The organism is Paenibacillus sp. P5_B5 (genome assembly GCF_056400365.1).
Genome location: NZ_JBFULK010000019.1, coordinates 1 through 18,634, shown reverse-complemented (window position 1 = coordinate 18,634; position 18,634 = coordinate 1). Strand labels below are relative to the sequence as shown.

The 18,634-nt window shown below is 41.5% G+C and carries 17 protein-coding genes and 1 rRNA gene; 2 read left to right on the top strand and 16 right to left on the bottom strand.

Translation table 11 applies throughout. From position 1 onward, the window contains the following. Positions 1 to 30: 30 nt before the first annotated feature. Positions 31 to 261, top strand: coding sequence for a hypothetical protein (locus tag AC1DOK_RS20570; protein ID WP_477556198.1), 231 nt, complete (start codon positions 31 to 33; stop codon positions 259 to 261). Positions 262 to 369: 108 nt separating this feature from the next. On the opposite strand, the gene gltX is transcribed toward AC1DOK_RS20570, so the two are convergent. From gltX to AC1DOK_RS20550, 4 genes are all read right to left on the bottom strand, one after another. Further along, positions 370 to 1,827 (bottom strand): glutamate--tRNA ligase, encoded by a 1,458-nt coding sequence (gltX, locus tag AC1DOK_RS20565; RefSeq protein ID WP_477556197.1) that lies wholly within the window; start codon positions 1,825 to 1,827, stop codon positions 370 to 372. A 94-nt stretch (positions 1,828 to 1,921) separates the two neighbouring features. Then, positions 1,922 to 2,398, bottom strand: coding sequence for a 2-C-methyl-D-erythritol 2,4-cyclodiphosphate synthase (gene ispF, locus AC1DOK_RS20560; protein WP_477556196.1), 477 nt, complete (start codon positions 2,396 to 2,398; stop codon positions 1,922 to 1,924). Next, positions 2,395 to 3,099: a 2-C-methyl-D-erythritol 4-phosphate cytidylyltransferase gene (gene ispD / locus AC1DOK_RS20555; RefSeq protein WP_477556195.1), complete on the bottom strand. Its 705-nt coding sequence runs from the start codon at positions 3,097 to 3,099 to the stop codon at positions 2,395 to 2,397. The genes ispF and ispD overlap by 4 nt, the downstream gene beginning before the upstream one ends. Positions 3,100 to 3,335: 236 nt before the next feature. Next, the gene (locus tag AC1DOK_RS20550; protein ID WP_477556194.1) at positions 3,336 to 4,400 is read right to left on the bottom strand and encodes a PIN/TRAM domain-containing protein; all 1,065 of its coding nucleotides are present in this window, start codon (positions 4,398 to 4,400) and stop codon (positions 3,336 to 3,338) included. A gap of 133 nt (positions 4,401 to 4,533) precedes the next feature. Between AC1DOK_RS20550 and AC1DOK_RS20545 the strand changes: the two genes are divergently transcribed. Next, the gene (locus AC1DOK_RS20545; protein ID WP_477556193.1) at positions 4,534 to 4,929 is read left to right on the top strand and encodes a nucleoside triphosphate pyrophosphohydrolase family protein; all 396 of its coding nucleotides are present in this window, start codon (positions 4,534 to 4,536) and stop codon (positions 4,927 to 4,929) included. Between the two features lie 108 nt (positions 4,930 to 5,037). Here the strand turns inward: AC1DOK_RS20545 and pssA are convergent, their stop codons facing one another. From pssA to rrf, 12 genes are all read right to left on the bottom strand, one after another. Continuing rightward, positions 5,038 to 5,775 (bottom strand): CDP-diacylglycerol--serine O-phosphatidyltransferase, encoded by a 738-nt coding sequence (gene pssA / locus AC1DOK_RS20540; protein ID WP_477556192.1) that lies wholly within the window; start codon positions 5,773 to 5,775, stop codon positions 5,038 to 5,040. Between the two features lie 64 nt (positions 5,776 to 5,839). Beyond that, complete coding sequence (gene disA / locus AC1DOK_RS20535) at positions 5,840 to 6,919, bottom strand: DNA integrity scanning diadenylate cyclase DisA (RefSeq protein ID WP_477556191.1); 1,080 nt, start codon at positions 6,917 to 6,919, stop codon at positions 5,840 to 5,842. A gap of 295 nt (positions 6,920 to 7,214) precedes the next feature. After that, on the bottom strand, positions 7,215 to 8,639 hold the full coding sequence (radA, locus tag AC1DOK_RS20530; protein WP_477556190.1) for a DNA repair protein RadA: 1,425 nt from the start codon (positions 8,637 to 8,639) through the stop codon (positions 7,215 to 7,217). A gap of 285 nt (positions 8,640 to 8,924) precedes the next feature. Beyond that, positions 8,925 to 11,372 (bottom strand): ATP-dependent Clp protease ATP-binding subunit, encoded by a 2,448-nt coding sequence (locus AC1DOK_RS20525; protein ID WP_477556189.1) that lies wholly within the window; start codon positions 11,370 to 11,372, stop codon positions 8,925 to 8,927. A gap of 48 nt (positions 11,373 to 11,420) precedes the next feature. Beyond that, complete coding sequence (locus AC1DOK_RS20520; protein ID WP_477556188.1) at positions 11,421 to 12,488, bottom strand: protein arginine kinase; 1,068 nt, start codon at positions 12,486 to 12,488, stop codon at positions 11,421 to 11,423. Between the two features lie 12 nt (positions 12,489 to 12,500). After that, on the bottom strand, positions 12,501 to 13,046 hold the full coding sequence (locus AC1DOK_RS20515) for a UvrB/UvrC motif-containing protein (protein WP_477556187.1): 546 nt from the start codon (positions 13,044 to 13,046) through the stop codon (positions 12,501 to 12,503). Positions 13,047 to 13,082: 36 nt separating this feature from the next. Next, the gene (locus tag AC1DOK_RS20510; RefSeq protein WP_477556186.1) at positions 13,083 to 13,544 is read right to left on the bottom strand and encodes a CtsR family transcriptional regulator; all 462 of its coding nucleotides are present in this window, start codon (positions 13,542 to 13,544) and stop codon (positions 13,083 to 13,085) included. A 195-nt stretch (positions 13,545 to 13,739) separates the two neighbouring features. Further along, the gene (locus AC1DOK_RS20505; RefSeq protein WP_477556185.1) at positions 13,740 to 14,423 is read right to left on the bottom strand and encodes an LrgB family protein; all 684 of its coding nucleotides are present in this window, start codon (positions 14,421 to 14,423) and stop codon (positions 13,740 to 13,742) included. Further along, complete coding sequence (locus AC1DOK_RS20500) at positions 14,416 to 14,778, bottom strand: CidA/LrgA family protein (protein ID WP_477556184.1); 363 nt, start codon at positions 14,776 to 14,778, stop codon at positions 14,416 to 14,418. Before AC1DOK_RS20500 ends, AC1DOK_RS20505 begins: the two co-directional genes overlap by 8 nt. A gap of 18 nt (positions 14,779 to 14,796) precedes the next feature. Then, complete coding sequence (gene aceA, locus AC1DOK_RS20495) at positions 14,797 to 16,101, bottom strand: isocitrate lyase (RefSeq protein WP_477556183.1); 1,305 nt, start codon at positions 16,099 to 16,101, stop codon at positions 14,797 to 14,799. Positions 16,102 to 16,138: 37 nt separating this feature from the next. Next, positions 16,139 to 17,707, bottom strand: a complete 1,569-nt coding sequence (gene aceB / locus AC1DOK_RS20490; protein WP_477556268.1) for a malate synthase A — start codon at positions 17,705 to 17,707, stop codon at positions 16,139 to 16,141. Between the two features lie 807 nt (positions 17,708 to 18,514). Continuing rightward, positions 18,515 to 18,631, bottom strand: a 5S ribosomal RNA gene (rrf, locus tag AC1DOK_RS20485). Positions 18,632 to 18,634: the final 3 nt, after the last annotated feature.

Below are 18,634 nucleotides of genomic sequence, written 5' to 3'. Positions count from 1 at the left end.
TCCACAGCCTATTAAAGGCTGCAGAGGCGTGTGAATCAACGCGGTTCCACTCTGCTTGGCGACAATCCTTCGTCAAAAAACGACTACTACGACTATCACGGCTTATGCGCTTATAACGGAGACGATCCGGCTACACCTACTTTGTCTCTAGGACAGGTCGGCGCAGCAGCTCCCAGGTGCATGTTCAGTCAATCGGGTATGAATGATTCACAGCCAAGCCATCCACTTATTTCTCGTGATGGTCAAGATCATTCTCTCTGAGAAACCCTGTTGTGAATCAAGCTTGATTCACCTAACTTACTTTTCCTGATCAAGGCTATTACGTATACTAATTAATATACTACCTACAGTATATCCAATAAAGGATGGTTATGACAATAACTTATGCATACGAGCTTTAACTTTTTCTTTGCCAAGCAAATAAATGGTCATATTGAGGTCCCGTCCATGCATCTGACCAGTCAACACTACTCGAATGGACATGAATAGCTGTTTGCCTTTGTAGCCTGTTTCTTTTTGTACATTCTTCAGTAGTCCGGCAATTGACTCCGGTGTATATACCTCAGCATTCTCCACTTGATTAAGGAAAGCACCAACTACAGTTGGTACATGCTCCTCTGCAAGTAAAGCTTGCGATTCTTCGTCCATGATTAACTCTTCTCTGAAGAATAAATCAGATAAACCGACAATTTCTGATGCATGGTTCATTTGTTCCTGATACAGCTTCACAAGGTCCCTTGCCCAGCTATATTGCGCTTCTGATAATTCCAAAGGCAATAGCTCTGCTTTCTGTAGATGAGGGATCGCCATCTGTGTCAATCGTTCAATATCCGCCTGCTTGATATAGCTGTTGCTAATATGATTTAACTTATTGGTATCAAACACAGCCGGGCTCTTAGATAGGCGTTGTTCATCAAATACCTCAATAAGCTCGTCGAGCATATACATTTCTTGTTCACCCTTTGGTGACCAACCTAGAAGCGCGATAAAGTTAACCATTGCTTCCGGCATAAATCCAAGCTCATCATACTGCTCAATGAATTGAATAATCGATTCATCACGCTTACTTAACTTTTTCCCATTCTCGTTAACGATTAAGGTCATATGACCGAAAATAGGCACTTCCCAGCCGAAGGCTTCGTAAATCATTAATTGACGCAATGTATTGGTGATATGATCTTCCCCACGCAGTACATGTGAAATGCGCATGAGGTAATCATCGATTACTACCGCAAAATTGTACGTAGGAATACCGTCTTTTTTGACAATAACCCAGTCGCCTGTAGTCGCCGCTTCAAATGTAATTTCACCTTTGACCATATCAGCAAACGTATACGAGCGCTCTTGTGGAACATGAAAACGAATGCTTGCTGCTCGTTCTGCTGTAATATGCGCCTGACGCTGCTCTTCTGTTAAATGACGGCACTTACCAGAGTATTGCGGAGTATGGCCTTGAGCCGTTTGTTCTTCACGTTCTTGCTCAAGCTCCTCTTCCGTACAATAGCAATGATAAGCCAATCCACGATCGAGTAACTCTTGCACATGCTTGGTGTAAATATCAAGACGTTCTGTTTGACGATACGGTCCATACTCCCCGCCTACATCAATACTCTCATCCCAGTCAACGCCTAGCCATTTTAGATATTTTAACTGACTTTCTTCCCCGCCAGCGATATTACGTTTAAGATCTGTATCTTCAATTCGGATGATAAACTTACCATTATGATGACGCGCAAACAAGTAGTTAAACAGCGCTGTTCTTGCATTCCCTATGTGTAAATGTCCTGTTGGACTCGGGGCGTAACGAACACGAACTGGATTAGTCATATCTAATACCTCTCTTATCACGAATAATTAATTATCATAGCACATGTTTAAGCAAGAAGAAACGGTTTCTGTTCCTAAGGAACAGCCCTCTAAATTAGCCTTTGACTAAACAAACAACGGACTGAGCAGCAATCCCCTCGCCTCTACCTGTAAAGCCAAGCTGTTCCGAGGTTGTAGCCTTTACATTCACTTGATCCACCTGTGCCTCAAGTGCTTCGGCAATGATGACTTCCATTTGTGTAATATAGGGTGCCATCTTAGGCTTCTGAGCAATTATCGTAGAGTCAATATTGCCAAGCTGATAACCCCGCTCCTTCGCAAGCTTCCATACATTCTTGAGCAGCACAAGGCTGTCAGCGTCCTTAAATTCTGCTGCTGTATCCGGAAAATGCTTACCAATATCACCAAGTGCAAGCGCTCCTAAGATCGCATCCGTAATGGCATGAAGTAATACATCCGCATCGGAATGACCGAGCAAGCCTTTCTCATAAGGGATATCTACCCCTCCTATAATACACTTACGACCCTCAACCAATTGATGAACATCAAAACCTTGTCCAACTCGAATCATCTAACACTCTCTCCCCTCACATTATGTAAAATCCATTCCGCCCAAGGTAAGTCTTCTGGCGTTGTAATTTTGATATTATAATAATCTGCTTGTACAACCTGTACAGTTTTACCTAACCGCTCTACTAGCATAGCATCATCTGTTCCTACAAAATGTTCAGCAGCAGCACGCTCATGTGCTTCCTTTAATACGGAAAGCCGAAAAGCTTGTGGCGTTTGGATAGCCCACAAGCTTCTACGATCAGGTGTTGACTCAATTTGTCCCTGCTCATTAACAACTTTAATCGTATCTTTAACAGGTACAGCTAATACAGCTGCATCACTTCGCATAGCCTCTCTCCAACAAGCGCGCATATGTTCTTCTGCAGGGAATGGCCTTACACCATCATGGATTAGCACCCATTCGGTCTCAGCTATGAACGCTTCTAGCCCTGCCTTCACCGAATACTGTCGCTCCGTACCCCCAGTAATGACTGCACTTACCTTACGTAGTTCATATTGTTCTATATATGTATGGCATCGCGCCTCATCGCCCTCTGAGACAACAAGCACAATAGAATCCACTTCTTGCATGCGTTCAAACAGTAGCAGTGTGTGTACAAGGATCGGCTTGTCCCCTAACAATAAGTACTGCTTACTCTCCGCAGTCCCCATCCTTGAACCTCTCCCTGCAGCAACCACAACGACTCCCAGTCGTCCCATGTTATCTCTCTCCCAGTTATCAGGTATGATAGTTCGTTAAATTGTGATGCGAAGTAAACGCAGAGTTGTATATGTCCTGGAAAGCGAAGCGGTCCGCCTTTGAAAATGTATTCTTACCCTATAAAGGGTAACTAAATCAAAGAATATATTTTCAACAGCGGATGTAAGGATATATACAAACTCGCAGTTTACGATGTAATACATCACAAATTTAATCTTTCTCAATCATACATGGATTACTGGGCTTTTTCCAATAATTTTGGCTTTGCAAAGATCATTCGACCCGCAGACGTCTGCAATACGCTCGTTACCATCACTTCCAGCATAGCACCTATGAATTCCCGTCCACCTTCGACAACAATCATTGTACCATCATCTAAATAGGCTACGCCTTGTCCATATTCTTTGCCGTCTTTAATAACTTGCACCAAAATTTCTTCACCTGGTAATACGACAGGCTTAATTGCATTAGCCAAATCATTAATATTAAGCACAGCTACGCCCTGCAATTCACATACCTTATTCAAGTTAAAATCGTTCGTAATCACCTTACCAACGAGTAATTTAGCCAGCTTAACCAGCTTAGAGTCCACTTCCGAAACATCTTCAAAATCACCTTCATAAATAAGTACCTTTACATCAAGCTCCTTCTGAATTTTGTTCAGAATATCAAGCCCTCTGCGTCCCCTATTACGTTTAAGTAAATCAGACGAATCTGCGATATGCTGAAGCTCTTCAAGAACGAATTCTGGTATGACGAGTGTACCTTCAATAAATCCTGTTTTACAAATATCCGCAATACGACCATCAATAATGACAGAGGTATCCAGAATTTTATGCTCCAGATCTTTACTATAGGTTTTGCCTCCACCGCCCCCGATTTGAAGCTTATTTGCAAAATAAGCTAATTCTTCACGCTTACCTAGCCCAATTCGGAATCCTATTATGCCAAGCACTGCTGTTACAGCTAAGGGAAATAAGGGACCTAACCAAACTACACGAGCCATTGAAGGAAATAACAGTACGGATACAATCAGACCCGACATGAGTCCAAACAACCCCGAGAATATTTCTGATAAAGGAATATTCGTTACGCTCGCTTCCCCATGCTTAAGCAATTTACTTCCATAGTGTGCCAATCCCGCAGTTACTGCAAACATTCCCGCTACAATGACCAATGTGGCTAACAAGGCTATCCCAGGACTCGATTCTAAACCAAGCGTATAAACGATTGCATCGCTCCATTGATAACCTAATAAACCACCCATAATTGCGCATAAGAATCCAATCCATTTCTTCATGGCAGACTTCACCTCCATATCTTTGTCTATTTACAATTATGTTCCAAAAAACAGCTCACTAATCATAAAATTGAAATAATAATCTGTATCTTATATAATTAACTCAGAACTGATAATAAATGAGGTGAATGGAATGAACGCTCCAACGCTTAAGGAATTCCAAGATCAAGTATCTGAATTATTACTCCGTCACCGAAGCCTTCTGGATGTGTTATCCAAACTTCAACAGTCTAGTGCTGGAGTTAGTCGATCTGTCATTAAAGCAACGACAGAGTGTGGATGCATCGAGGTCAATGCTTCTAAGCAGCCTTACTCTCCAGAAATGTCTTTGGAGGATGCCAAGAAAGAGCTTGGTACTCACATGAATGGACAATTGTGTGAGAATTGTATGGAAATTGTTGAATCTGAGATCGGTAAACATATATTTTATATTTCTGCACTAGCTAATATCCTTGATATTGATCTGGAAGAGGTTGTTGAGAACGAATCCAAGAAATGCGCTACGCTTGGCTTGTTCAATATGTCCTAATATCCAGAGATTACGAGTTAGACGATATCATTTCTTTAACTCAAAAAAGCATTTATCTTCTCTATTAAGAGAAAATAAATGCTTTTTATTTTCATTACTCTGTAGTTATTAAAAGTTGAATTTAGAAGCATCTTCCTTGGATTGCTCTTTGCGACTTTTTCTACGCATTTTTGTCACCAGGCCATCAACGTTTTTTTTTAGGCCATAGAGCGCATAAATAAGCAGCAATACTAAAATACCTTTAGAAATATACTCTGGAAAACGAACGGCTAGCACAACTGCAGCGATTACAACAAGTGGTGTAATCCATATAGCTGCTTTTGGAATACCTGTTTTTTTGAAATTCGGATATTTAAGACGAGAAACCATCAAGTACGATAGTAACACCGTGCTCAGCATCAGAAGATAGACCGATATGTCTGTATTAAACAGCGCTAATGTGCTGAGAATACCTCCCGCTGCCGGAATCGGTAGTCCAATGAAATACCCTGGTACACCCGCAATAACATTAAATCTTGCCAATCGAATTGCACCACAGATTGGAAAGATTGCAGTTACGATCCACGCTGCATACGGATTAATTTCCGTGAATGCAACATAGTACATGATGAATGCAGGCGCCACACCAAACGAAATGACATCCGATAAGGAATCAAGTTCTTTACCAAATTCACTTTGGACATTCAATGCTCTTGCGACCCTGCCGTCCAAGCCATCGAGTAGCATAGCTACGATGATAAGTACTGCAGCTGTAGGCGCTTCATTATTAAAAACAAATATTATGGCAAGTATCCCTAAGAACAGATTGCCCAGTGTAAATATATTCGGAAGTGATTTAGCTATCATTTTTTGTCCACCTCAAGTTTTAATCTACCCAAAATCCTAACACAATATTAAGATTGTATGAGAATTATATATGTCTGTCAATAAAGACCTGGTCCTTAATCCGTTTTAGCCCCTCTTTAATTGCTCGGGCTCTCACCTCTCCGATACCATCAACTTCATCCAATTCTTCAATTGTTGCAGACAATATATTAGGCAGGCATTCAAACTTCTCGATCAAATTATGAATAATGACCGAAGGCAGACGAGGTATTTTGCTTAGAACACGGAAGCCGCGAGGGGCAACCGGTTCTTCAACAATCGAACTCGTATTCGGATATCCCAATAACCGAATCAAATGACTCGGCTCTGGCAGATCGTCACTATTCATACGAACCACAGAATTGAAAATTTCTTTCACTTTATCTTCATTCAACTCACGAATGTAGTCCTTGATTAATAATCGCGTTTCATTCCCAGTATTGCCCACCATTTCTTCGAGCTGCATCGAAATAAGTCGGCCTTCCGTACCAAGCTCTGTGATGTAACGTTTAATCTCTGTCTTAATACGTAATACCATCTCCACACGTTGCAAAACATGTGTCACATCATGTAAAGTAACCAATTCCTCAAATTCAGATGCTCCCAAATTAGTCATCGCTTGATCAAGTTCCACTTTGTAACGTTCAAGTGTTTGAATCGCTTGGTTGGCTTTGGTCAGAATCACACCAATATCCTTAAGCGAGTAGCGGAGACTGCCTTGATACAGTGTAATAATATTCCTTCTTTGAGAGATCGAAACAACAAGTTTGCAGGTTTGTTTAGCTACCCGCTCCGCCGTACGATGACGAATCCCTGTTTCGGTCGAAGGAATCGTCGACAGAGGATTGAGCTGTGTGTTTGCATACAATATTTTTCTCGTATCCTCACTAAGAATGATCGCACCATCCATTTTGGCAAGCTCATATAAATAAGAAGGTGTAAAATCGCAGTTAATGCTAAATCCGCCGTCAACTAGCGCTTTCACTTCATCCGAGAAACCAACTACGATCAGCGCCCCTGTCTTAGCGCGAAGCACATTCTCTAGACCGTCCCGAAACGGTGTGCCCGGTGCCACAAGCTGTAATAGCTGGGACATAACGTCTCTTTTGTTCTCTTCTTTCGTCATTAATTATCCTCCTGTAAGAAGAAACGATTTCACCCTCTCTTAACAGACGGGTGCGTTTCAAACACCGTCAATTGGTGAGAAATCCTTGAATTATCTATTTCAAAAAAACACTCATCAAATCCATTATTCCCATACCTATATAATATTGAAATTGCTCAAAATTCATGCTCTATTCACATAAACCAGATAAGGGATGGATCCAAAAGCTAAATTCCATATAAGTATACCGGATATTTCCTTTTAATAAAAGAAGTCAAGCGGGAATACTTTAAGCGACAGCATTCCCTTCCCCCTTTTACTCTTCTTTATCCCAAGGAGCTGATTGTTTACCATTCTTAGAATGAATAGGACCAAATACAGAGTGAATAACTTGGCTCAATGTCTTACAAGGAATAACTTTAATTGTTTTGAAAGACGTAGTAGGTTTCAAACCATTAGTGGCGACATAAACCTTCTTAAAGCCCATTCTTTCAAGTTCTCTAATACGAAGTTCCAGTGTAGGGACTTTCTTCAACTCGCCTGTTAGTCCAATATCAGCAATGAACACAGTGTCATTAGCGATACCGACATTTTTCCATGAAGAAACGATACTCATAATCGCAGCTAAGTTAGAGGATTGTTCTTTTAGTCTGATACCACCAGTAGTTTTCACGACCACATTTTTATCATGTAAAGGAATATTCGTCCTTTGTTCCATAATACTGATGAGTGTATTAACATGTTCTTTCTTTAAGCATTCAGCAATACGACTAGGATAAGGCATAAAGGTTGTTGAAACTAAGCTTTCTATTTCCAGAATGATTGCTCTTGTACCCTCTTTTACAACTGTTAACGCACTTCCACTAACAACATCATTTTCCTCTCTCTGTGTCATAAAGAACTCGGATGGGTTATCCACTGGCACTAAGCCAGTCTCATCCATGAGGAAAAATCCTAGCTCCCCTGTGCTGGCGAAGCGATTCTTTGTCGAATATAGTTGTTTTAACTCTTCCCCTTCTTCTCCTTCAAGGACAAGAACGGTATCCACCAAATGTTCCAAAGCTCTTAAACCAGCTAGCTCATTATCTTTGGTCATTTGCCCAACCATTATAACGGCTCTTGGTCTTTTGTCATCCTTTGCTAACTTCAATAATGTAGTAGCGCATTCCATCGTTTGTGTTGGAGAACCGGGTCTAGAAGGGTACTCATCCAATACGAAGGTCTGAATACTATCAATAATAATTAGGTCAGGGTCTACTTGTTCAATACAGCCTAATACATTATTTAAGCTATTGTCGCTGTATACCCAAACATTATCATGTATACTTGGCAAGATTCTTTCTGCTCGTCTTCTGATTTGTGAATCACTTTCTTCACCCGAAGCATACAGCACTTTTAATCCTTGCCTTGCCACATCATCACTAATCTGCAAGAGCAGAGTCGATTTCCCTGCACCTGGAACGGCTGTAATAATGGTAAGGGAGTCTTTCACTATTCCCCCACCCATTACTCGATTAAACTCATTATATTTTGTGGCAATTCTATCGCTGTTATGTGAAACCGTATCCGTTAACCGTTTGACGGATACATTCTTCTTTGTCGCGATAGCCTTCTGATTACTAACACCGCCAACATCCTCTTCTTCAAGGCAATTCCACTCCCGACAACTGCTACATGCACCTTGCCATTTTGGATGCTCATGACCACAACTGGTACATCTATATATTGTTTTCTTTTTCATACAAGATTCCCACTTCCTCAATACATAAATTTAATCAAATAAGTCATCATACTGTTCCAATTTCGTATTCTCATCATAACATTTTAAGGTTTGCCCCTTCTTTGGCGGCATAAAAAATCCCCTTCGGTCAACAGTGTTAAGTTCATCATATCATGAACTCTTTTTTCACTGCCAACCGTTAGGGGACAATACCAAAAAAACATTCTCGTGAATCCTAGCTACTTACTCCTAGGATTCACAAAGAATGTCTTATCATGTAACGCTATTTCATTTTAGATCATCTTATTATTGATTAATTTGAACTGCATTCTCATTATTTATCACAACAAGTGCACCATCTTGTTCATCAATAGTAACAGAGCCGTTTTTGCTAATCGTGCCTTTTAATAGCTCCTCAGACAGACGATCCTCGATATGCTTCTGGATTGCTCGACGTAACGGTCTAGCGCCAAACATCGGATCAAAGCCTTCTTTGGCCAGGAACTTCTTGGCATTGTCCGTTAGCGTGAATTCGATTTCTTGCTCTTTCAATCGTTTACGCAACTCTTCCGCCATCAATGTAACAATTTCAGCGATATGACTTTCTTCAAGTGAGTGGAACACAATGATTTCATCAATCCGGTTAAGGAACTCTGGACGGAATGATTTCTTAAGCTCGCCCATCACTTTATCTTTCATATTGTCGTAATCTTTACCTGAGTTCTGAACGGCAGTGAATCCGAGTGTTGAATTCTTCTTAATCATTTCGGCGCCGACATTCGAAGTCATAATAATTAAAGTATTGCGGAAATCGACTGTCCGACCTTTCGAATCTGTTAAACGGCCATCCTCAAGCACCTGCAAGAGAATATTGAACACCTCTGGATGTGCCTTCTCAATTTCATCAAGCAGGACAACAGAATATGGTTTACGGCGTACCTTCTCAGTCAACTGTCCGCCCTCTTCATAGCCAACATAACCTGGAGGCGCTCCAACCAACCTTGATGTCGAGTGTTTCTCCATATACTCGGACATATCAATTCGAATCACAGCGTTCTCGTCACCGAACATCGCTTCTGCAAGAGCACGAGCAAGCTCCGTTTTACCTACACCTGTTGGTCCAAGGAAGACGAACGAGCCTACTGGACGCTTGGGATCTTTCAGTCCTGCACGAGCACGGCGGATGGCACGAGAAACAGCTTTAACTGCTTCCTCTTGGCCGATTAAACGTTCATGAAGTATGCCTTCCATCTTCAGTAACCGCTCAGTTTCCTCTTCTGCCATCTTCGATACAGGAATTCCAGTCCAGGATGCCACAATCTGCGCAATATCTTCGGGTGTTACTTCGGTATCCAGGCGACCTTGCTTTTCTTTCCATTCGTTCTTCGTCGTATCTAATTCTTCGCGCATTTTTTGTTCCGTATCGCGAAGACCAGCTGCTTTCTCAAACTCTTGACTTTGAACCGCGGCATCTTTCTCCTTACGGATATCTTCGAGTCTATTCTCAAGCTGTTTTAAACTTGGCGGAACAGTGTAAGAGCGAAGCCTTACCTTGGAACTAGCCTCATCGATTAAATCAATTGCTTTATCCGGTAGGAAGCGATCAGGGATATACCGGTCGGATAATTTGACCGCTTCAATAATCGCCTCATCTGTAATCTTCACACGGTGATGTGCTTCATAACGATCACGCAAGCCATATAAGATCTGTATTGCTTCTTCTGGGGAAGGCTGATCGACTGTAATAGGCTGGAAGCGGCGTTCAAGCGCTGCATCCTTCTCGATGTACTTACGGTACTCATCGAGTGTTGTAGCACCTATACACTGCAGCTCACCGCGTGCTAGAGCCGGCTTTAAGATATTGGATGCGTCAATTGCGCCTTCCGCGCCACCAGCACCAATTAATGTATGCAACTCGTCAATGAACAGAATGATATTGTTTGCTTGGCGAATCTCATCCATGATTTTCTTTAAGCGATCCTCAAACTCACCTCTATATTTAGTACCCGCTACAACTGAGCCCATATCGAGCGTCATGACGCGTTTATCTTTAAGTGTCTCTGGAATTTCGTTATTAATGATCAGTTGCGCAAGTCCTTCAGCAATTGCTGTCTTACCGACACCAGGTTCACCTATTAGAACCGGGTTATTCTTGGTACGACGACTAAGCACTTGAATAACACGCTCAATCTCTTTGGCACGACCGATTACCGGATCGAGATTTCCCTCTTTCGCTGAAGCGGTCAAATCACGAGCTAGAGAATCTAGCGTTGGCGTACTTACATTTGCACTCGGACTGTGTGAGCTTGATACAACTTCACTCGAACCGAGCAACTGAAGCACTTGCTGTCTCGCTTTATTAAGGGATACACCAAGATTGCTTAGTACACGCGCTGCCACACCTTCGCCTTCACGAATCAGTCCAAGAAGAATATGTTCAGTGCCTACATAAGTATGACCTAGCTTACGTGCTTCATCCATTGATAATTCAATTACTTTCTTAGCACGAGGCGTGTAAGCAATGTTAGTCGGTTGCTCCTGTCCTCTGCCAATTAATGACTCCACTTCATCTTGGATTTTCTCGAGTCCTAGATTGAGTGCAATCAAAGCTTTGGCTGCAATTCCTTCACCTTCGCGAATTAATCCAAGTAAAATATGCTCAGTACCAATATTGTTATGTCCTAACCGAACTGCCTCTTCTTGAGCTAAAGATAAGACCTTCTGAGCTCGTTCCGTAAATCTTCCAAACATCATGATCTGCACCTCCAAGATTTATAATTGCAATGCTTTTGAATCAATAAATTAATTTCCTTCGCCACGAAGGCATTCGCGGATAATTTGTGCCCTGCGCATATCTCGCTCATCTGCATTAAGCTTAGTTCCCGCATGCTTCTGCAAGAATCCCGGCTGTGTCATCACAAGTAATTCATTTAGTACAGTGATGGGTACATTCTTGATAATACCAAGATCAACACCAAGTCGTACATCAGAAATACGTTGTGCAGCCTCCTTAGAATCGATAATCGCAGCATACGACAGAATGCCTAACGATCTTGAAACACGATCAATAATACGTGTTTTCATTTCTACCATTAGCTTACGTCGTTCAGCTCGTTCATGCTCAATGATCTGTCTGACAACACTGTGCAAATTATCAATTATTTCATCTTCTGACTGACCTAAAGTAATTTGGTTAGATACTTGGAACACATTTCCTACTGCCTCACTGCCTTCGCCATATAAGCCACGAACGGTTAGGCCTACTTGTGTAACTGCTGTTAAAATACGATTTATTTGTTGGGTAATCACAAGCGCAGGCAAATGCATCATAACTGACGCCCGGATCCCTGTTCCAACATTTGTTGGACAGCTTGTTAAATATCCCTTTTTCTCATCATAACCGTAATCCAAATGCTCTTCAAATACATCATCTATCCGATTCGCAATATCCCATGCTTCCTTTACTTGAAAACCTGGACATAAACACTGAATTCGTAAGTGATCCTCTTCATTTACCATAATCGATACGGACTCATTATCACTTAAAATAACTGCGCCGTTACGTGAATCATTAGCCATATTAGGAGAAATCAAATGCTTCTCAACAAGCACTCTTCTCTCCATTTCATTCTGATCAGCCAGCGGGATAAGATTGAAGGATGAAATTTCCTGCAAATCTCCGCTGTCTACAATGGATGTAACACGATTAAGTACATCTTGAGATTGTACATTTGTTGCAAGCATAGGAAAAGGAACATCCCTAACATTACGAGCGAGACGTACTCTTGAGGAGATAACAACATCCGTATCTGGACCTTCTCCTCTCATCCACTCACTTAATGCTTCGTCAGTAAACCGAGATTGAGTCATGATTTCTCCTCCTTAACTACTAGCCTGATCTTTGCTAGGAATTTTCTTTTCTAGATCACGAATTTGATCACGGATTTTGGCAGCCATTTCGAACTCTTCAGACTCGATTCTATCCTGCATATCCTTCTTAAGCTGTTCTATTTCACGCTTATATTTAATTAATCCACCAGAACGTTTTGGCACCTTGCCAACATGAATCGTATTCCCATGAACACGACGGAATAGTGGATCAAGCTTATCTGCAAAATTCTTATAACAATGAACACAACCAAATCTACCTAATTTACTAAACTGCGAATACGTCAATCCACAATGCTCACAATGAATGGATTGCAGAGGTTTAGAAGCGAATGCCCCTACACCAGCTGATGTCGAGGGATCAAAGTCAAGGAGCCCAGACAGCAAGTTATGGATAGAGAACCCATTTGGTGTTCCAGGAATCATATCCCCCTTCTCACGCGCACATGACTCGCACAAATGAAATTCCGTCTTCTCACCATTCACAATTTTTGTAAAATGAAGCGTAGCTGGTTTTTTACTGCACTCTTGACACACCATTGCAATCCCTCCCACTTCTATATATAAACAAACTATTTATTTGCTAAGCAATGTAATTAACATGGACTTCAGAACCCTTGCCCGAAGCTGATCGCGCTGTGGCAGCTTTAAGTTTAGAGTATCGCGAGAAATTGCTGCTTTAATTAATTTCGCCTCTCGAACCGTGATATGTCCGCCCTCATGTAGACGATAGACTAAGCCATCAGAAGACGTTTGATCAATCTGGTCCTGAATCGTATGGAAAATAAAATCAATTATTGAGCCGCAAGACTGCAAATGAATTTTTTGGATGCGAATATATCCGCCTCCACCACGTTTGCTTTCCACTAAATAGCCCTTCTCCAGCGTAAATCTTGTGGAAATGACATAATTAATTTGAGAAGGGACACATTCAAAACGCTCAGCTAATTCATTGCGTTGAATCTCAACTGCGCCTTCAGGACTCTGCTGTAACATATGCTTCAAGTGCTGTTCAATTATTTCGGATACGTTACGCAATCCCTCTCCTCCTGACTTTGACTTTCTTTGACCTTAACTAAATTATAAACCTTGCTTTTCTGTTTTGCAAGCATAACTATTACGTGCTTAACATGTGTTATTAACATTATTTTGGTCAAATTCGCAAGTAATATTCGCAAAGCAAAAACCACAACCATAATTGCATTGTGGATTCTTCATATAGGTCTATATTGACTATTTGAACAGAATGTATATGGGGATAAACATCAGGGCACTAGCAATACCTGTAAGTCCCATAGCAAGTCCACTTAAACTACCTTGAAGCTCGGAGTCCCTTATAACTACAGCTGTTCCTATACCATGTGAAGAGGTACCTATAGCAATCCCTATTGGAACATCGCCACGAATACCAGATATTCTTAACAGAGCCCTCCCAAACATACTACCCATAAGTCCCGTAGCTACAGCAAACACCGCACTTAGCTCTGGAATACCTCCCAGTTGCCTTGAGATTTCAATAGCAATCGGAGAAGTCGTCGATTTAGGCATCATGCTAAGAATCAGTTCCAGACTTCCCCCCATTAACGATATCAGAGACCATACACTCACAATACCTACTGCCGAACCAATCGTTATACCCGATAAAATGGCTATCGTATATTTACGAGCCAATTCTCGGTACTTAAATATGGGTACACCTAACGCGACTGTTGCAGGTCCGAGAAAGAATGCGATGATATCCCCACCAGATTGATAAGCTTCATAAGGAATATCGAATATCATCAGAAAGGCAATAATAGCTCCGGCACACATAAATAAAGGATGAATCCAGCTTAATCTCTTGTTTAAACGCAGAGCCATAACGTAGGCCGCAATACTAATAGTTATTCCAAATAGCGGATAGAGAAGGCTAAGCATCGAGCTCGCCTCCTTTATCTACTTCTCTTTTTAACAATGATGATGTCACAAAGCCTGTTACTAGTAGAACCATACATGTACTAAGGACCAGTGTTATGATAATCGTAAGCCCGTACTGTCTAAGTAACGGGTAGAACATCATCGAACCAACTACAATTGGAGTGAAAAACAGCAACATATGCTTTGTCATCCACACCGCCGATGCTTCAACCCATCTCAGCTTGATTACCTTCAAATATAACGCAAACGTAAATAAAATCAGACCGATTAGATTCGCGGGTAACGGTAAATGCAGCCAAGCTTTAAGAAGCATACCAAGTAAATGAAATCCAAGTAAAATGGCTAGACCAAGCATATGTGCCTCCTAAACCCATTAATGGAACTGTTCTGCCTCTGTCGAATTGACGTAAGCTGTTGTAGAAGAGGTTCCTCCTGAAACAACCTGTGATATGTCGTCAAAATACCCCGTACCTACCTCACGTTGATGCTTCACCGCTTCGTATCCTTCACTCTCCATCATAAATTCAGCTTGTTGGAGCTGTGAGTAGGCTGACATTCCGCGTTCTTTATAACCCTTTGCTAATTCAAACATACTGTAATTTAATGCATGGAAACCAGCGAGTGTAACGAACTGGAATTTATAATTCATCTTAGCCAGCTCTTGCTGAAAGTTCGCGATTGTAGGTGCATCTAATTTCTTTTTCCAGTTAAAAGAAGGTGAGCAGTTGTATGCTAGCATTTTGCCTGGAAATTTGGCATGGATCGCTTCTGCAAACCGCCTAGCTTCTGCTAAGTTAGGCTCTGATGTTTCACACCATATTAGATCCGCATAGGGAGCGTAGGCGAGCCCTCTAGCTATTGCTTGATCTAAACCATCCCTCGTACGATAGAAGCCTTCAGCTGTTCTTTCTCCGGTTAAGAATGGACGATCATATTCATCTGCATCACTTGTAATCAGATTGGCTGCATTAGCATCAGTTCTGGCGATCAATACGGTATCAACCCCAAGTACATCAGCCGCTAAACGTGCTGCGATTAGATTTCTCACTGCCTGCTGAGTTGGTAGAAGTACCTTACCACCTAAATGACCACATTTTTTCTCAGAAGATAATTGATCTTCAAAATGCACTGCTGCTGCACCAGCCTCAATCATCGACTTCATAAGTTCAAATACATTCAGAGGACCTCCGAAACCAGCCTCTGCATCAGCGATAATTGGCGCATAGAAATAAATATCGCTCTTTCCTTCCGAATGTTGAATTTGATCAGCACGCTGCAAGGCTTGATTAATTCTTTTGACTACTTGCGGGACACTATTCACTGGATATAAGCTTTGATCGGGGTACATATGTCCAGATAAATTCGCATCGGCAGCTACTTGCCAACCGCTCAAGTAGATAGCCTGAAGACCCGCTTTAACTTGCTGAACCGCCTGATTACCTGTTAATGCACCTAGTGCAGGCACGTAATCTTCTGTATGGAGTAAATTCCAGAATCTATCCGATCCTAGCTTAGCAAACGTGTGTTCGATCTGGACAGAGCCTCGAAGACGAATAACCTCCTCCGCTGAATACGTTCTTATAATTCCGTCCCATCTAGTGGATTTCCAAGACTTCCTGAGCTCATTTATTGTAATTTCGTTTATTGTTTTTTCATTTATTCTATTTTCGTGATTCATATACTTCTTCCTCTCTATAATTAATTCATAATTCAATTTATTTTAAGTGCTCATAGGCTGGAATCGTCATGAATTCGATATAATCGCTCGACTCAATCAGTTCAATCAAGAATGCTTTAGCTACAGCAAACTGCCCCTGATTAAAGGTCTCTGATCCCCTCACTTGCTCAAGGTTAGCCATCTCTTCATCAATCAGTGTGCGAACTAATGATTCAGTAACTTTCAAACCATTATCCAATATCCCAGCAGGATGATGAATCCATTGCCATATTTGTGTGCGAGAGATTTCGGCTGTTGCCGCATCTTCCATCAGATGATGAATAGGGACTGCTCCTGAGCCTCTAAGCCACGCCTCCATGTACTGTATAGTTACATTGATATTTATCCTTAATCCTTGTTCCGTAATTGACCCTTCTGGAGCTACAAGTAAATCAGCAGCAGTTACCTTCACATCTATACGCTTATTCGTTGTTATCTGATTGGCATCTGGCATTTGATCATTAAAAGCATCCATAGCAATTGACACTAACCCTGGGTGTGCAACCCATGTTCCGTCATGTCCATCTGCAGCTTCACGCATTTTATCAGCCTTCACTTTATCCATTGCAGCCTGATTCGCAGCTTGATCATTCTTGATTGGGATTTGTGCAGCCATTCCCCCTATTGCATGAGCATTACGTTTATGGCAGGTTTGGATAACGTAAGATGTATAAGCCTTCATAAAGGGTACCGTCATAGTTACTTGAGCGCGATCTGGCAGGATCATGTTTGGTTGATTCTTCAACTTTTTAATATAGCTAAAAATGTAATCCCAACGTCCGCAATTAAGCCCTGCACTATGATCACGTAATTCAAACAGAATCTCATCTGCTTCAAAAGCTGCTAGTATCGTTTCAATTAATACCGTCGCCTTAATAGTACCTCTAGGGATGCCAAGCTCTTCTTGCGCAAAGACAAACACATCGTTCCATAAGCGAGCTTCTAAGTGACCTTCAATTTTAGGGAGATAAAAATAGGGACCTGAATTACGTTCTAGCAGTGCATGCGCATTATGATAAAAGAACAATCCAAAATCAAATAAGCTTCCTGATATCCATTCACCATTCACATGGACATGCTTCTCTTCCAAATGCCAGCCCCTTGGTCGTACAAACAGTGTAGCGATCTCATCCTTTAAAGCATACTGCTTACCTTCTGGGTTAACATATCGTAGTGACCGTCTAATCGCATCATGCAAGTACATTTGACCCGAAATTGTATTCTCCCAAGTAGGAGAGTTCGCATCCTCAAAATCAGCCATAAACACCTTTGCTCCCGAATTAAAAGCATTGATCACCATCTTCGCGTCTCCTGCTGGCCCCGTTATTTCAACCCTGCGATCTTGCAGATCATCTGGAATTTGAGCAATGCTCCACTCACTCTCCCTAATTAACTTTGTTTCAGTCAGAAAGTCTGGCAAGACACCCGTGTCAATCTGACTCTGCCGTTCTTTACGCGCGCAGAGTAACTTCTTTCGCCTATAGTTAAAACGCTCATGAAGCTTACCAATAAAACCTAGTGCCTCAGGAGAAAGAAGTTTATCATACTCCGATGAAGTTGGAGCCATAATGGTCACACAGCCGGCTTGTTGATCACGAATTGAATTCGTCGGTAGGTTATTAAGAGTAAACTTCATCTCTTGCTTAACACCTATTGCATTCGTCTCTTGATTATTATGAGTAAGCCTAATCTCGTGATTATCACAAGTAAACTTCATGTCTTGATTAACATAAGTAGACTTTATTGGTTGCATATCATGAGCATACATTTCTTGCTTTATTCGAGCGTTTACTTCTTGTTTATCACGAGTAGGCTCCATCCCTCTTACCTCCCAATTGCTTCTTCTTCCAAAAATCCACTACCATTACATCTCCTGCAGTTTACAACTCCATGACCATAGCAACTCAAGCACTCAGTCCCCTCTTCACAACCCTGACCTGAACACTCTGCACAATCGGATTCCCCATTACCTGAACAATAATAACAATCCATTTGCCTTCCCCCCTTCAGCTTTCTGTTATAATACAGTTATTGTATTTATGTTCAAACTATTATATAACAGAATATTCAGAAAAGTGATTTAATTTTCTTGTTTTTCTAAATTTTATAATTCACTGTTCTGGATTTGTACAGAAAAGAGCCACTCTCCAATTGGAATAGTGGCTCTACTAGTGATTAATTATCATCTTTCAGGCGATCCTAATCGATAAAAATCAAAACTTAATGAAAATTAATCGGATTAGACTGTACATTTTGCAGTCAAACACCTAAAGAACTGGGTTGAAAACTCTCAATATTAGTTCCTATAGTTCCTTGAATTAGGTTTCTACACAACAAAAAACCAATATTCATAATCGAATAGTGGCTTACAGTTGCTTGGCAACGTCCTACTCTCCCAGGACCCTTCGGTCCAAGTACCATCGGCGCTGGAAGGCTTAACGGTCGTGTTCGGGATGGGTACGCGTGGTTCCCTTCCGCCATCGTCACCAAACAG

What these genes read in the sequence shown, in the direction of transcription:
- gltX (WP_477556197.1), bottom strand. Translation starts at nt 1,827, where the DNA reads ATGACTAATCCAGTTCGTGTTCGTTACGCCCCGAGTCCAACAGGACAT.
- ispF (WP_477556196.1), bottom strand. Translation starts at nt 2,398, where the DNA reads ATGATTCGAGTTGGACAAGGTTTTGATGTTCATCAATTGGTTGAGGGT.
- ispD (WP_477556195.1), bottom strand. Translation starts at nt 3,099, where the DNA reads ATGGGACGACTGGGAGTCGTTGTGGTTGCTGCAGGGAGAGGTTCAAGG.
- AC1DOK_RS20550 (WP_477556194.1), bottom strand. Translation starts at nt 4,400, where the DNA reads ATGAAGAAATGGATTGGATTCTTATGCGCAATTATGGGTGGTTTATTA.
- AC1DOK_RS20545 (WP_477556193.1), top strand. Translation starts at nt 4,534, where the DNA reads ATGAACGCTCCAACGCTTAAGGAATTCCAAGATCAAGTATCTGAATTA.
- pssA (WP_477556192.1), bottom strand. Translation starts at nt 5,775, where the DNA reads ATGATAGCTAAATCACTTCCGAATATATTTACACTGGGCAATCTGTTC.
- disA (WP_477556191.1), bottom strand. Translation starts at nt 6,919, where the DNA reads ATGACGAAAGAAGAGAACAAAAGAGACGTTATGTCCCAGCTATTACAG.
- radA (WP_477556190.1), bottom strand. Translation starts at nt 8,639, where the DNA reads ATGAAAAAGAAAACAATATATAGATGTACCAGTTGTGGTCATGAGCAT.
- AC1DOK_RS20525 (WP_477556189.1), bottom strand. Translation starts at nt 11,372, where the DNA reads ATGATGTTTGGAAGATTTACGGAACGAGCTCAGAAGGTCTTATCTTTA.
- AC1DOK_RS20520 (WP_477556188.1), bottom strand. Translation starts at nt 12,488, where the DNA reads ATGACTCAATCTCGGTTTACTGACGAAGCATTAAGTGAGTGGATGAGA.
- AC1DOK_RS20515 (WP_477556187.1), bottom strand. Translation starts at nt 13,046, where the DNA reads ATGGTGTGTCAAGAGTGCAGTAAAAAACCAGCTACGCTTCATTTTACA.
- AC1DOK_RS20505 (WP_477556185.1), bottom strand. Translation starts at nt 14,423, where the DNA reads ATGCTTAGCCTTCTCTATCCGCTATTTGGAATAACTATTAGTATTGCG.
- AC1DOK_RS20500 (WP_477556184.1), bottom strand. Translation starts at nt 14,778, where the DNA reads ATGCTTGGTCTAGCCATTTTACTTGGATTTCATTTACTTGGTATGCTT.
- aceA (WP_477556183.1), bottom strand. Translation starts at nt 16,101, where the DNA reads ATGAATCACGAAAATAGAATAAATGAAAAAACAATAAACGAAATTACA.
- aceB (WP_477556268.1), bottom strand. Translation starts at nt 17,707, where the DNA reads ATGGCTCCAACTTCATCGGAGTATGATAAACTTCTTTCTCCTGAGGCA.